This window comes from Bifidobacterium sp. (genome assembly GCF_022640935.1).
GTDB lineage: Bacteria > Actinomycetota > Actinomycetes > Actinomycetales > Bifidobacteriaceae > Bifidobacterium.
Genome location: NZ_JALCCV010000005.1, coordinates 13,848 through 26,695 on the forward strand (window position 1 = coordinate 13,848; position 12,848 = coordinate 26,695).

The following is a 12,848-nucleotide window of genomic DNA, read 5'->3' on the forward strand; positions in this document are numbered from 1 at the left end:
TTCGCATTCTGACCCCTGTTGCCGCGGCTACACGTGGCAAGCCAAAAAGAAGAGCTGCCCTGACTATTGGCAGCGGATTCCTTAGTCGCGTTTCACGTACAGCACCAGCATCGCGCCCGAGATCAGCACCATGGGCACAGCGACCGACAGCGATCCGGCAACATAGCGGATGAGCGTGACGAGCATGACGCCGCATGCGAAGCAGGCGAGCACCACAATGGGGTCAAACGACCGACGCAGGCTGGCGCGGTCGTGATAATGCACGCCGTCATAGAGTCCTTCGGTCAGTGTGCGCAGCGTGCCCGTCATCATCAGCGGCGTGAACGGACGGCCTTTCAGCCGCCGGAACTCCTGCAGCTCGGCGGCGGCCGCGGCCGAGAGCACGGCGGTGGATATGAAGTCGGGAACCAGCCGATCCGTGAGGGCGACGATCAGCAGCAGCGCGAACTCGTAGGCGAGGATGAGCTGGGGGACGGGCACGCTGATAACTCGAATCGGTCTGCGCCCGAAGTGTTTTTGCATGCCGTGCGCGATGACGGTGCCGAGCATGAACGCGACAAGCGAAATAAGGTAACGGCCGCTTCCGGCGATGTCGCCATGGCCCAGATTGATGCCCAGCAGGATGATGTTGCCTGTTTGCAAGCCGGAAAACACCGCACCGTGGAACAGATAGGAGTATGCGTCGATGCTCCCCGCGATCATGGTGAGCAGCCCGGCGAAGACGAGGTGCTCACTCACGGGAATTTCGGGATGTGACTCATTCACGCGTCGCCCTCCTTATGCTGGGCAACAATACCATGCATGATTCACGCGGCATGTTTCGCCGCAACGTCTCTCGTGCACGGGAGACGTCATCTCCTGCATCTCTTTCTTAACCGAGAAAGACTGCCTTCCTCGCAGCGGGTCAGAGCCACTTGGAATGAAAAGGACCCGCTTATTATTTAATTCACCCGTATGCATTCATCTCTGAAAGGAATCATGACGGGGGGCAATCAGGGTTCGCTATCTAATTCCAACTTCTTTTCTGCTGATGCTATGTCGGATTTGAGGATCGCTTTTTTGACATGTGAAAGATACGAACTCGCCCTCTACGTTGTATGCATGCTTATCCAGAAGAGGCGGCTATGCCATTCCCCTGTTTCAGGTATGCAACGACACAATGTAACACGGTCATCCTCCGCAACTTGGCACACGCCGTATAGCGCCCTTACCGTCTCCCTAATTGTTGTGCTGTGCCGCCGTGGCGCGAGCACATGCCTTGGTAATCGGCGCGCCTAGCGACGACTGTGGCTGCGTTCCATCTCCGCAAACGGCGACCAGCACGCCTGACCCGCTTCTGAGCTGTCTGCGTTGGCTTTATTGGGCTTTCTTCCTTGCAGCTTTATTCTTTTCGCTGCGGCATCAGCCGCTGCTTTAGCTCGGGCCACCTTATCCTGAACTGCCCTGTTCGCTGCGCCTCCTGCTGCGCAGCATTCTTGCGCACCGCCACGACCAGTCCGGCGATGCCCAAGCCCGAGCGCCGACAACGCCAGCACGGCGCCGAACATAGCGACCGGAGTGACAGCAAAGATCAATGCGAGCGCACCGGGGATCAATGATGCGGCAGCCAAACGAGACCACGGCATCTATGATTGCCGTTCCTGTTCGACGGCGGCACGGCAGCCGATGCCCGGGCGGAAGCGGGATTGACGATAGGAAGCTGCGCGGTAGCGACGGTACGAGGCCTTGCATCCCCGATCTTCTCCGTGTAGCAGAGACCGGCGCCGGGAATGCTCGAGTCAACGCGCGTGCCGTTCCTCTCTGCAGTGACATGGGGAGCCCCTCGCCTGCCGAAAGCGGCACCAGTGATGCCTTGATTGCCGGTGCTAAGCCATTTCCGACCGCTTGCTGATGGAGCGGATGACGGGAGTCGAACCCGCAGACATATCGATTGAATGGGTTTCAGTCAATCACGATAAGGTGTTTATCGTTGCTATTGCAACGTTCCTCAATCACGACGAATATTGTCAGTTAGGACGTTTTCGATAGTTCTGTTATCGCACTGTTATCACCGGCGAGGGCTTCGGCTATCTTCGCGTTCACGTTCACGGCTACGCTGTCGAGGTCGGTGTCGAACAAATCGCCGTACACGTCCAAGGTCATTGAGGCCGACTTGTGCCCCAGCATGCGCTGCACCGCCTTCACATTGGCCCCGGAACTGATTGCTATGGAGGCGGCGGAATGCCGCAGGTCATGGACCGCCAGCGCGGGGACACCGGAACGTCTGACAGCGCCCGCATACCAGCCGTTGCCGCCTACGGCCTGCTCACGGATGTGCTCGCCCTTGGCGTTGGTGAACACGAGATCATCAGGCTGCTTGCCTTCGCACTCGCCCCTCAGGGCATCGAGAACGATGTCGGGGGCCGGAATGTCCCGCGTCTCCCAGGTCTTCGGAGCGCCTTCGTAGTGACGTCTGCCCGCTCGGACGTAGCTGAGGCGTATGAGTATGCGCTTCCTGTCGAAGTCGATGTCCTTGACCCTCAACGCGGCGGCCTCGCCCCATCGTGGGCCGCAGAAACCCAAGGTGAGCACCAGAGCACGGTAGCGTCCGCTCTCGTCGGCCAAGGCGATCACCTGCTGTGGCGTGAGGTAGACGCGGCTCTTTCGCACCTTCCTGGGCAGTTTCGTATCGGCTACCGGCGACTTCCTGACGATCCCATCGGCGACGGCCACATCGAATATGCCCTTGAGAATGCCGAAAGACCTGATCGTTGTCGTGGCGCTTCGCCTGCCCGCCAGTTCCGACACCCACGCCTGCACCTCCGAATGTCGAACGTCGCCTATCCGCCGACTCCCCCACTGCGGTTTCACATGCACGTTCCAGGAGGTTTCGAGGTCGCCCTGATACTTCGGTTTGACCGTTCCCTTCTTGCCCTCCAGCCATGCCGTGCCGAGTTCGGATATAAGTACCTGCCCGGCCTTCGGATCGATGTAATCCATGTCGGCGACGGATACTTCGACGCGATCCCGGTAATCCTTCGCGTCACGCTTGCGTTTGAATCCGCGTTTGGTGTGCTGCTTATGAGCCGGATCACGGTACGAGACAAAATAACGCCTGGTAACGCCATCCTTCAACGTGTACTCATGAATCGAAGCCATAATTACTCGGATTCTTCTTCGATATGCACGACACCCTCAGAATCTTTCCTAGACATGATTTTCACCTCAGGCTTTGCTCGTTTTTCTGTAAGCGCGTTTGCAATCTCGGCAATAATCTCTCGTGTCATACGACCACGTTTCTGAGCCGATGCACCTATTCCCGCGCGACGTTCCGACTCTTCATCCAAACTACGCCCAAAAAGCGCTAGTGACCAAGCAGCCACGGCAGACGGAGCTATATCCAGTTTCTTCCCGGCACGTTGCTCAGCAAGAGATGGAGAATGCCCTGAATCGTATAACCGATCAAGAATATTGACATCGTTTGGAAAGTCTTTGAATGCTTTAATTATTTTTTCAGTGCCATGCTCAATGAAGTCAGTAACTGCGTCGTGAGCAGCCTTCCTCTCCGCTTCGGGCATCTCACTGACAAGAAAAGTCACGGAAGCACCTTGTAGTATTTGTCTCATCCAGTTTCTTGATTGAGTTATTCCGTCTGGACCATCGGTCAGTTCAATGTATCCGTCTCCTGCGAACACGTCTGCCAACCCGTCTTTGCTGTTAGTGAGTCCGTTCAGTGTAGCCGCGAGAATAAGCAAGTTTGCCAGGGTTACGGACGCACGGCCTTCCTCGAAGCTTTTAATTGAGCTCGTATTCCAGCGGACACCATACCGGTGCGACTCTCTCGCTATTTTATCGAGCGTAAGGTTATTTTGTTCGCGCACACTCTTCACGTAGCTGCCCACGGCTTTTTGAATCGAACTCATGTCATCAAGCTTAGCAACATGACACGCCGACAATCACCTCACGTCATATAAACCTAAAACCTGTGATAGCCTATTTCACAGGTCATATGATTCTGCAACTTCAAGGAGGCAACGAAATGACCACGACACAAAACGCCGCAGAGGTTCTCAAGCGCTTGCAATCGAAAATCGCCGCAAGCTCAGACCCCAACAATATCCGGCTCACAATCCCGGAAGCAGCGGCGTACATCCCCATGCAACCGGGGCAGCTTGCTCAGCTCCGCTACACCGGAACCGGCCCAAAGTTCTTGAAGCCGACCGCCCGAACCGTCTTGTACCGCAAGGGTGATGTTGACGCCTGGTTGGATGCTTCGGTTCGCACTTCGACGGCGGAGGCACGATGATCCAGACACTCGAAAAACAGAAGGCCGCAGCGATTGCAGTCGCCGCAGCCCGAGATTATGAACCCACCTACCAGCAGGATCGTCCCACAACTCTAGCACGGTATCCACACTTGGAGATGACTCGGGCCATGAGTCGGGCGCGCATTCTCAACGTCCTGTTTGCCGCCGACATGGATGGCGTCATACCGGAGGAAACCGAACGTATGCGTCAGCTCGAAGCCCTGTGCGAGTGGTCGTTGCTGGTGCTCGGACGCCAGATTCACACGCAGGCGGATCGCAATCGGTTCATCGATTCCTATCAACTTGTCGTTGGGAGTCAGGCGTGACACAGACTATGGAGGCGACCATTTTGGCTACAGGCGAGACGCGGGAGGCGAGGGCTTTCCTGAAAAAAAGCTCGTTCAACGCCAGGGAACTTATGCAGCAGCGGTTTCCACCGATTCAGGAATTAGTGCCGGGCGTGATCGCAACTGGACTGGTCATGCTCGTGGCCGCGCCCAAGATAGGCAAGAGCTGGATGTGCCTCGACCTTGACTACCAGGCATCCATAGGGGGCCGCGCGTTCGGGTGCATCGGGATCAGCCAGCGCCCGACCATGTACCTCGCGTTGGAGGATGGGCCGCGCCGGTTGCAGAACCGCATGAACAAACTCGGTATCATCGAACCGCCCACCGACATGCGTTTCGTCACCTCATTGGGCGATGTGAATCTCCTGGACTCCATACGCATGTTTCTGCACGAAAGCGCGGGCCGCGACCCTCTGGTGATCCTCGACACCCTAGGTAAGGTCAAGGGCATGGCCTCCCGCGTCACGGGCGAGAACGACTTCGAGCGCGACTACCGTCTCATGGGCGGATTCAAGGAGGCTGTGGACGAAGTGGACGGGTCCACCCTGCTGATCGTCCACCACACCAGAAAGATGGGCGCGGGCGACTTCCTTGACACGATATCCGGCACCAACGGCATCGCCGGTGCCGCCGATACGATACTGAAGCTCGACCGGCAGCGCAACAGCAACGACGGCATCCTGCACGTCACCTCCAGGGACGCCGCCGAAGGCGAATACGCCATGCAATTCGACGCTGATAGTGGCTTGTGGACGCTCACCGGCGGTTCCCTGAGCGAAGCCGCCGATGCCGCGCGCGAGGCCAGACAGACCAACAACGTGGGCGACCAGATGGCCGACGTGATCCGGCTGGTCAACGAGCACCCCGAAGGCATCAAACCCTATCAGGTCGGCGAACAGCTCGACATGGGAGCGCAGAAGGCAGGAAAGTATCTCAAACGCGCTGCTGACTCCGAACGAATAAGGAACCCGAGCCGTGGACTCTACACACCTGTCGAATGAGTGGGAAAAGTGGGAATTTGGGAAAAGGGAAGCATGAACCATTGCCATACCAACGATTCCTGACCGCCTTCAATTTCCCACTCGATTTCCCAGTGGGAAAAGATGAGCGATTATCACATCGGCGAAATACCAACGATTCAGCGCTTCAATTTCCCACATACCCACATTTCCCACCATTTACCACAGCACAAGGAAAGGAACCGATCATGAACACCAAGCCAGCCAAGACCCTCGTCACCGCCCATATGATTACCGGCCCTGTTGTCAATGGGCAGGAGGTGCTTACTTTCTGCGGACAGCACCTCACCATCGATGCTCAGGGAACCGAAAACATCAACCAGACAGGCGACTACATCGTCTGCCCCCTGTGCGAGGTCGCCTACGAACTGGCCGACATTCCAGTGCCACCACTTGAACAGGGCAGTCTCTTTTGAACATCACACGCAAGCCGCAGCCAGACCCCAGCGTGTCCACCGAACGCGAGTACGCGCGGCATCTCGCCTACCGGTTGTTGTCGGAGATGGCGGCTGCCTTGCTCGAATCCCGGCCCGGCAGGATAGGCGTGCCGAAAGTCGACCCGATCTTCGGCGCAATCGTCGGCAGGAGCCTACAGCTCATAGCCGATCAAGTAAAAGCTTCCGGCGCTCCGGCGTCGGCGGAACCAATAAAACAAAACCCCGGCGATACGAACACCGGGGAATAAACAAAGGAGAAATTATGAACAACCAAACTCCCACAACCAATTCTAGCGACTCCGACCTGCTCTCGCTCGCGGGGAAGTACGGCCACGCCCTCGCCGGCCTGTCGTCACGGCTCCTGCCGAACGGCTACCGGCTCGGCTTCACCCGCACCGTCGGCGGGGACGGAGCGCGCTTCGGGATCGAAGTGGACGGACCGGACGGAACGGACTTCACGTATCCCATCGCCGGAGCGCCCGACGCGCAGTCGGTGGAGATCTTCGCGCAGACGATCCAGCGTCTGGTGTGGGCGGCCAACAACGCGGCGGCCGACCACGACCGTCCCTGCAACGAATGGCACTCCCGCTACGAGGGCCTGGAGCGTCCCACCCTCGTGCTGAGGCACGATCCGGGCTGGGTCTGCGAGGATGTGAGCATGAATGACTCCGAGGTCGGCCACCGGCTGTTCCGCAGCGACTTCGAGCCGTTGGAGCTGTCCTTCGAGGTCTACGAGAACGACGGCTCCCCGATCTCCGTCAGCTTCGGCGGCGAGATCGACCGGACGGTGAGGGATCCCGAGGAGCTGCTCGAACTCGGCGACAAGGCCACCGACGAGCTGGCCAAATGGTTCGACGACTGCGCCACCGTCACCGACTGGTTCCAACGGCACGACACCATCAAGGAGACCGACCATGAGTGAGGCATTCATGACAGGCATCGTCCTGGGCTGCGTCTGCCTGGGCCCGTTTCTGGGCGGCATGGCAATGGAGTTTCTAATCAACAAACAAGAATCAAAGGAGCGTAACAATGAGTGAAATTACTGAAGCGAATGAGACGGAAGGCCAGACGGCGGAACCGCAGCCGGAGACCATCGAAACCACGAAAGGAACGAGCCGCGAGGCGAAGTACAGGAATCGCGCCAAGCAAGCCGAACAGCAAGCCGAACGGCTATCTGCGTTGCTGACCGAAGCCCGCAAAACGATCCTTAGCAGTGCATTGAAAGACCTGAACCAGCAAGCCGCCCAAGACCTGCTCAACGGCATGGAGGGCGAACAGGTCGCCTCGTTCTTCGACGACGACGGCCAACTGTCCGCCAATCACATCAACGAGTACACGGACGAGCTGCTCAAGGCGAAGCCGTATATGCGCGCCGATGACGCCGAATCAAAGCTCAAGAAAATAGAAACGGATCGCCAGCTATCCGAGTGGAAGGCGCAGGTCTCCGACGAGACCGAAGTGCCCGCCGAGGTTCTTGTCGGCTCATCGTTGGAGGAGTTACGCGCATTCGCCAAGAAACTCAGGAAAAACGCCGACAGAATACACCCATACGGACTGAAGATCCCAGGTATCGGAGACGTGCCGATGCATGAGGCCCGAACCAACCGCTGGGATGGCACCTTCCGGTAGGCAATAGGCTATAATTGGAACTAGTAGGCAGTCCTCTTCCAGTGCTGGGCGCTGGGAGGACGGCCACAGGATACCCGCCGCAGGACGGCGGGCGGCATCACGCAGGGCGTGACCCGGATAGCACAACACTATTGGGTCACGCCCCCACTTTTTTTCGGCGTGACCCGGAAACGAGACAACACATGCAATTCAATACCACAGAGCAGAAATCCCTGTACCCCGACGAATCCTTCGACTACCAGGAGGCCGTGCCGGACGCACTTATCGCCAACCCATTAGTGACCACTGTCGCGGGCATGATCGAAGGCGACAAACCCCAAGTCAGAGTGCCGTTCATCAAGACCGATCCGACCAGCGGCTTCGTCAGGGAGGGCGCCGTCATCAACGATGGCGGGGGCGAACTCGACGAGGTGCTCATCACCACCGGCAAGGTCGCCACCCTCGTCACGCAGTCCAACGAGTCGGCCAGCTTCCAAACCGCCAGCCAACTGATCGCCGCAGGCGTCTCCCGCAGCATCATCACCAGCGCCGATCAAGCGTTTCTCAACAACCCTCAAGCCGCCGACCCAGCCGACCAAAACGGGCCGGTAGGACTCTTGAACACCACGGGAATCACCACACTGAGCACCAATGGCGACAAGATCGTGGACGCGATAGCCGACGCCAAGGCCGGTATCGGCACCAACGGCGGCACACCAAGCGCCATCATCGTCAACTACGCGACTGAAGCGATCCTCAGAAAACTCGCGCTCAACTCCGGTGAGAAGGTGCTCGGCAGTCCCTCACAAGCCGGACAGCTCACCGTCTTCGACATGCCCGTCATCGTCAACAACGCCATGCCCGACAGCCAGCTGTTCCTCACCTCGGCGTTCGAGATCGTGGCAGCAGTCGGCCCCGTCCAACTCGCCACCAGTGGTGACGCCCTGTTCAACAGCGACAGCCTCGTACGCCGCGCTACATGGCGTATCGGAGCCAAAGCCATTCACCCAGACCGACTCGCCTTGCTGACCATCACCAGCGAGTGACAGCCAACAGTTGACACAGTACTGAGCGTCTGCGGGCAACCGTGGGCGCTCTTCTCATAGGAGATAACAACATGGTCTCACACCAGAAGAAACAGCCACCAATCTCCAAATGCGCCAACTGCGGAAGAGTTTTCTTCGACTATGCAGGCTTCAACTGGAACTTCAACGAACCACAATATCAACCACAAACACTCTGCTCGGAATGCCGGAAACAAGCCGACTGACAGACCAGGGGCCACCGCCCCAACCACCGCCTCTTAGCCACCACACAGGTCATAGGGTATTTTCCACACACCGGTTTTTTCCACACGGCCCCAACACCGCCCACACGCCACGGAACAGCCCCGAAACGGCGTAATTGCAACGTTTCCGACACTTTCAAAGGGCCAGTGCCTGCCGTCACGCCTCAAGTAAGGGCATTCTCAATCGTAGCGTAAACCGTTGGAATCATTGACCTTTGCCGTTACGGAACCCCACCCCGGCATCCCCCCCCACCCGGGCGAGGCTCCCCCCAGGGCTTAGCGCTTCCGTATCCCCCCGCGTGTGGAGAATTCCCGACGCATGTCATGTTTCCGGCCCTCCAGGGGGGTGCGTGGCGGCCCTATGGCATCCCTCCGACGTTTTCCACCGCACCGGCTCCCGAAGGCCGTCAGAAGGGATCAAACACCCCCGATGCCGTCACGAAATTACCTCGACGGACATCCCCTCGTCGAGAAGACGGATCAATGACTTCACTAGATGAAGTCAACGTTCTAGGCATCCCAGCGCCCACGGCTACACGATAGCGAGACAAGGGCACTCCCTAGTAGGCATCACCCACGCACGCGCTAGACACAGGCTCGTTCCTCGGTAACCGAGGAACGAGTAGGCATCCCCGCGCACGCGCGAGGCAGAGGACAGTGACGGTGAGTGACATCCAGTGAGTGACACTGATTGCGACACTGAAGTTCTAGGCACGATCCAGACACGATGAACGACTTAGACAGAGTGCCTGGCAATTCCGTTTGTTATCTTTTTGTTATCATGAATGCCGATTTCAGGCTTACAGAGAGTTGAAAACTGTTGGTATTCCAACGTTTTCATATGGAGCGGATGACGGGAGTCGAACCCGCCTCTGAAGCTTGGGAAGCTTCCGTTCTACCGATGAACTACATCCGCACGCGCCTACGCACAAACGTTCACTATAGCACATAGGCCGGCCCCCGCGCCCGTAGGCGCATGGTTTGCGCATCGCTCGCTTACAGCATTTCGTCGCTGCATCCACCGCCGCCAAGCCGCAACTCAGCTTGCCCCTGGAACCGCTTAGCGCTCCCGGCTTTCGTCGGCGGGCGGCGCATCGCACAATGAAACCGTCAAGCGGATACGCGATGCGTTATGTTCGTGAGGCACCACAACAGGATAAGGGGATGCGATGAGCACGGTGATGAGGGCACGCCATCTGTCCAAATGGTATGGAAAGCATGAGGCGGTCCGCGATGTTTCCTTGGATATCGAGCCGGGCGCACTGACGGCGGTGATCGGGCCGAATGGGGCCGGCAAAACAACGACGATCAGTATGCTGACCGGGCTGGCCAAGCCCGATGGCGGCGTGATCGAATATGCTCAGACGCACTCCGCGCCAGCGTCGGCAGTGACCAGTGTCGCTGCGTCGAGTCCAGAAGCGCAGCCGAGACGGACACCGCCCGGACGCGCAGAGCCAGAACCGCAATCGTCTCCACGAGCGCGTTTTCAATCGCACATGCAGGCACCTCGCCTCGGCGTCGTGTTCCAAGGCAGCGTGCTCGACCCGATGCTGACGGTGCGCGAGAACCTTTCGATACGCGCGCGGCTGTATCCCGGAATACCGCGCGGCCGGGTGAGCGAAGTCATCGCGCTGATCGGCGCCGAATCCTTCGCGGGTCAGCGGTATGGCTCGCTTTCGGGCGGGCAACGCCGCAGCATCGACATCGCCCGTGCGCTCATCAATCGGCCCGAGCTGCTGGTCCTCGATGAGCCCACAACCGGACTGGATATTACGACACGTCGGGCGTTGTGGACGATGCTCGACGGGCTGCGCACCCGCGAGAACCTCTCGATTCTGCTCACCACACACTATCTTGAGGAGGCCAATTACGCGCAGCAGGTGTATCTCATTGATCATGGAGCCATTCGCGCGCAAGGTTCGGCGCAAGAGCTGATTGCGCGATACACGCAATACACGCTCGACGCCACCTTCAGCCCGGAGCACCAGTGCGATATCGAGCAGATTGTGCAAAATTACACGGCCCGCGCGCAGCGATTCGATGGTTTTGACGGAGCACCTGCGATCCCGACTACAGCAATCGAACCGAACGAGGCAGCAGGCAGCGCCAGAGAAGCCACACCAGCAACGGACGCCACCGCCACAATCGACAGCGACCACCTGCGTCTAAGCGTTTCCGGCGCCAACGAATGCATCGGCCTGCTGACAGCGATGCGGCCTTACATCCTCGATTTCCGTTGCCTGCGCGGCACGATGAACGACGTGTTCCTCACGCTCACTGGCCACGGCGGAGACGGCGAGAATATCCCATCTGATATTTCGCCGGAAGCGGCGAATACGAGCGGCACCCACAATATCGCCGCACTCACCACCCGTACCGCCACCTCGAATCTCACCCCCGACGCCACTTCCAAGGAGCCCTGCTCATGATCGCTCTGACCAAACGCAACCTGATGCTCTTCGCCCGCAACCGCAGCAATATGCTGTTCTCGCTGCTCGGCGCGCTCATCGCCTTCGTGCTGTATGTCGTCTTCCTCAAGCAGACATTGGAAGGCAACTGGACGGATGCTTTGACCACGGGCAACGCAACCGCCGGCACGGCCGCCGCGCGCGGCTCAGCCGCAGCAAGCACAGCGAGCGCTCCGACCCCAATTACCGTCAGCGACCTACTCGACCCATGGCTGATGGGCGGCATCCTGTCAATCACCGCCATCACCACGCCTCTGACCGGCATGGGGCAGCTGGTCTACGACCGCGAAAACGGGCTGACCGATGACTTCCGCCTCGCCTGCCGCTCGCCGTGGCGGATACAAGCGTCCTATCTCGTCAGCTCCGCGATCATCGGCTTCGTCATGCAGCTCATCGTGCTGGCCGTCACCGGAGCGTATTTCACCGTGGTCGACCAGGTGACGCTTCCCTGGCGCAACGCGGTCACTGACGCGAAGCTGCTCGCACTGATAGCGCTCGCCGCAATTTTCGGCTCGGCACTGGCCTTCGCGCTCACCGTCTCGGTTTCGACGCAGCGCGCGAATTCGAGCCTGAACACCATCATCGGCACGGTGGCCGGGTTTCTCAGCGGCGTCTATGTGCCGCTCGGCACAGTACCCTCCGGAGCGCAGCAGGCCATGAAGCTCTGGCCAGGCGCATACGCTGCATCGCTCTTCCGCAGGTTGCTGCTCGATAACACTATATCGGACGCGTTCAGTCAGGTACCTGCATCTGTCACACAGAGCTTTCGCAGGGATATGGGCATCGGATACGAGATCGGCGGCTCGCTCACTACGCCCACCCAAGATCTCGTGTTGCTCGCCGGCATCACGGCGATTGCCGTATCGGTCGTCCTGCTCGTACGATGGGGAGCAAGGCAAATGTCCAGAACGAACCAGAGGCGAGGTCGCGGTGAGCATTATCTTCAGGGCGAATCCCGAGCTTGCTGATGGCGAGGTGAACGTCATCGTCGAAGCGGCCAGCCCCACGCCTGCGGTTTCCGTGCTCATGCGCTCCGTGGAGGCCATCGGGCAAACCGCCTCGGCCACGATCCCCATTGAAACCGCAAATCGTCTGGAAATCGTACACAAATCCGCAATCGTCGCCATCGCGGTTCACGGCGAGGATCTGCTGGTGCGCACCACATCGCGGACGCTGACTACCCGAAACCGGCTCGTCAAACTCATGACGAGGCTCCCCGCGCGCGATTTCGTGCAGATCTCACGTCAGGTCGTCATCAACCTGCGCCATCTGGAATCGCTGGAGGCAAGCTATTCGGGCAATATGACCGCGCGGCTGTCCGGCGACATGCGCGAAACCGTAAGCCGCAGATACGTGCCCGCGCTGCGCGAGGCCTTGGAGGCATGAGCATGGATGC

The 12,848-nt window shown here is 59.0% G+C and carries 15 protein-coding genes and 1 tRNA gene; 12 read left to right on the forward strand and 4 right to left on the reverse strand.

What is annotated here, in order from left to right:
• Positions 1 to 81 precede the first annotated feature (81 nt).
• The 3 genes from LKG04_RS02635 to LKG04_RS02645 form a co-directional block, all read right to left on the reverse strand.
• Positions 82 to 765 (reverse strand): YoaK family protein, encoded by a 684-nt coding sequence (locus LKG04_RS02635; protein ID WP_291761964.1) that lies wholly within the window; start codon positions 763 to 765, stop codon positions 82 to 84.
• A 1,245-nt stretch (positions 766 to 2,010) separates the two neighbouring features.
• Positions 2,011 to 3,138 carry a tyrosine-type recombinase/integrase gene (locus tag LKG04_RS02640; protein ID WP_291761961.1) on the reverse strand — a complete coding sequence of 376 codons (1,128 nt, stop codon included), beginning with the start codon at positions 3,136 to 3,138 and terminating at the stop codon, positions 2,011 to 2,013.
• Between the two features lie 2 nt (positions 3,139 to 3,140).
• Positions 3,141 to 3,902, reverse strand: coding sequence for a helix-turn-helix domain-containing protein (locus LKG04_RS02645; RefSeq protein ID WP_291761959.1), 762 nt, complete (start codon positions 3,900 to 3,902; stop codon positions 3,141 to 3,143).
• A 116-nt stretch (positions 3,903 to 4,018) separates the two neighbouring features.
• On the opposite strand from LKG04_RS02645, the gene LKG04_RS02650 reads away from it, so the two are divergent.
• The 9 genes from LKG04_RS02650 to LKG04_RS02690 all read left to right on the forward strand — a co-directional run bounded on the left by LKG04_RS02650 (position 4,019) and on the right by LKG04_RS02690 (position 8,742).
• Entirely contained in the window at positions 4,019 to 4,285 is a 267-nt protein-coding gene (locus tag LKG04_RS02650; protein ID WP_291761956.1) for a helix-turn-helix transcriptional regulator, read from the forward strand.
• The gene (locus LKG04_RS02655) at positions 4,282 to 4,611 is read left to right on the forward strand and encodes a hypothetical protein (RefSeq protein WP_291761954.1); all 330 of its coding nucleotides are present in this window, start codon (positions 4,282 to 4,284) and stop codon (positions 4,609 to 4,611) included. The genes LKG04_RS02650 and LKG04_RS02655 overlap by 4 nt, the downstream gene beginning before the upstream one ends.
• Positions 4,608 to 5,633 carry an AAA family ATPase gene (locus tag LKG04_RS02660; RefSeq protein ID WP_291761952.1) on the forward strand — a complete coding sequence of 342 codons (1,026 nt, stop codon included), beginning with the start codon at positions 4,608 to 4,610 and terminating at the stop codon, positions 5,631 to 5,633. The genes LKG04_RS02655 and LKG04_RS02660 overlap by 4 nt, the downstream gene beginning before the upstream one ends.
• A gap of 206 nt (positions 5,634 to 5,839) precedes the next feature.
• Positions 5,840 to 6,067 (forward strand): hypothetical protein, encoded by a 228-nt coding sequence (locus LKG04_RS02665; protein ID WP_291761950.1) that lies wholly within the window; start codon positions 5,840 to 5,842, stop codon positions 6,065 to 6,067.
• Complete coding sequence (locus LKG04_RS02670) at positions 6,064 to 6,336, forward strand: hypothetical protein (RefSeq protein ID WP_291763221.1); 273 nt, start codon at positions 6,064 to 6,066, stop codon at positions 6,334 to 6,336. Before LKG04_RS02665 ends, LKG04_RS02670 begins: the two co-directional genes overlap by 4 nt.
• Positions 6,337 to 6,350: 14 nt before the next feature.
• Entirely contained in the window at positions 6,351 to 7,010 is a 660-nt protein-coding gene (locus tag LKG04_RS02675) for a hypothetical protein (RefSeq protein ID WP_291761670.1), read from the forward strand.
• Positions 7,003 to 7,125, forward strand: a complete 123-nt coding sequence (locus LKG04_RS02680) for a hypothetical protein (RefSeq protein WP_291761668.1) — start codon at positions 7,003 to 7,005, stop codon at positions 7,123 to 7,125. The genes LKG04_RS02675 and LKG04_RS02680 overlap by 8 nt, the downstream gene beginning before the upstream one ends.
• Positions 7,118 to 7,717: a hypothetical protein gene (locus LKG04_RS02685; protein ID WP_291761666.1), complete on the forward strand. Its 600-nt coding sequence runs from the start codon at positions 7,118 to 7,120 to the stop codon at positions 7,715 to 7,717. Before LKG04_RS02680 ends, LKG04_RS02685 begins: the two co-directional genes overlap by 8 nt.
• A 182-nt stretch (positions 7,718 to 7,899) precedes the next feature.
• A complete protein-coding gene (locus LKG04_RS02690) occupies positions 7,900 to 8,742 on the forward strand; it encodes a phage major capsid protein (RefSeq protein WP_291761664.1) in 843 nt (280 codons plus the stop codon).
• Positions 8,743 to 9,826: 1,084 nt separating this feature from the next.
• Here the strand turns inward: LKG04_RS02690 and LKG04_RS02695 are convergent.
• Positions 9,827 to 9,900 (reverse strand) — tRNA-Gly (locus LKG04_RS02695).
• 253 nt (positions 9,901 to 10,153) lie between these two features.
• Between LKG04_RS02695 and LKG04_RS02700 the strand changes: the two genes are divergently transcribed.
• From LKG04_RS02700 to LKG04_RS02710, 3 genes are read left to right on the forward strand one after another with little or no spacing between them, the layout of a single operon-like run.
• Positions 10,154 to 11,413: an ABC transporter ATP-binding protein gene (locus LKG04_RS02700; protein ID WP_291761662.1), complete on the forward strand. Its 1,260-nt coding sequence runs from the start codon at positions 10,154 to 10,156 to the stop codon at positions 11,411 to 11,413.
• Complete coding sequence (locus LKG04_RS02705) at positions 11,410 to 12,420, forward strand: ABC transporter permease (RefSeq protein WP_291761660.1); 1,011 nt, start codon at positions 11,410 to 11,412, stop codon at positions 12,418 to 12,420. Before LKG04_RS02700 ends, LKG04_RS02705 begins: the two co-directional genes overlap by 4 nt.
• Positions 12,383 to 12,838: a LytTR family DNA-binding domain-containing protein gene (locus LKG04_RS02710; protein ID WP_291761658.1), complete on the forward strand. Its 456-nt coding sequence runs from the start codon at positions 12,383 to 12,385 to the stop codon at positions 12,836 to 12,838. The genes LKG04_RS02705 and LKG04_RS02710 overlap by 38 nt, the downstream gene beginning before the upstream one ends.
• Positions 12,839 to 12,848: the final 10 nt, after the last annotated feature.

Bases quoted from the DNA above. Each gene is read 5' to 3' on its own strand.
- LKG04_RS02685 (WP_291761666.1), top strand. From the start codon at position 7,118: ATGAGTGAAATTACTGAAGCGAATGAGACGGAAGGCCAGACGGCGGAA.
- LKG04_RS02700 (WP_291761662.1), top strand. From the start codon at position 10,154: ATGAGCACGGTGATGAGGGCACGCCATCTGTCCAAATGGTATGGAAAG.
- LKG04_RS02690 (WP_291761664.1), top strand. From the start codon at position 7,900: ATGCAATTCAATACCACAGAGCAGAAATCCCTGTACCCCGACGAATCC.
- LKG04_RS02675 (WP_291761670.1), top strand. From the start codon at position 6,351: ATGAACAACCAAACTCCCACAACCAATTCTAGCGACTCCGACCTGCTC.
- LKG04_RS02665 (WP_291761950.1), top strand. From the start codon at position 5,840: ATGAACACCAAGCCAGCCAAGACCCTCGTCACCGCCCATATGATTACC.
- LKG04_RS02645 (WP_291761959.1), bottom strand. From the start codon at position 3,902: ATGAGTTCGATTCAAAAAGCCGTGGGCAGCTACGTGAAGAGTGTGCGC.
- LKG04_RS02680 (WP_291761668.1), top strand. From the start codon at position 7,003: ATGAGTGAGGCATTCATGACAGGCATCGTCCTGGGCTGCGTCTGCCTG.
- LKG04_RS02705 (WP_291761660.1), top strand. From the start codon at position 11,410: ATGATCGCTCTGACCAAACGCAACCTGATGCTCTTCGCCCGCAACCGC.
- LKG04_RS02650 (WP_291761956.1), top strand. From the start codon at position 4,019: ATGACCACGACACAAAACGCCGCAGAGGTTCTCAAGCGCTTGCAATCG.
- LKG04_RS02640 (WP_291761961.1), bottom strand. From the start codon at position 3,138: ATGGCTTCGATTCATGAGTACACGTTGAAGGATGGCGTTACCAGGCGT.
- LKG04_RS02655 (WP_291761954.1), top strand. From the start codon at position 4,282: ATGATCCAGACACTCGAAAAACAGAAGGCCGCAGCGATTGCAGTCGCC.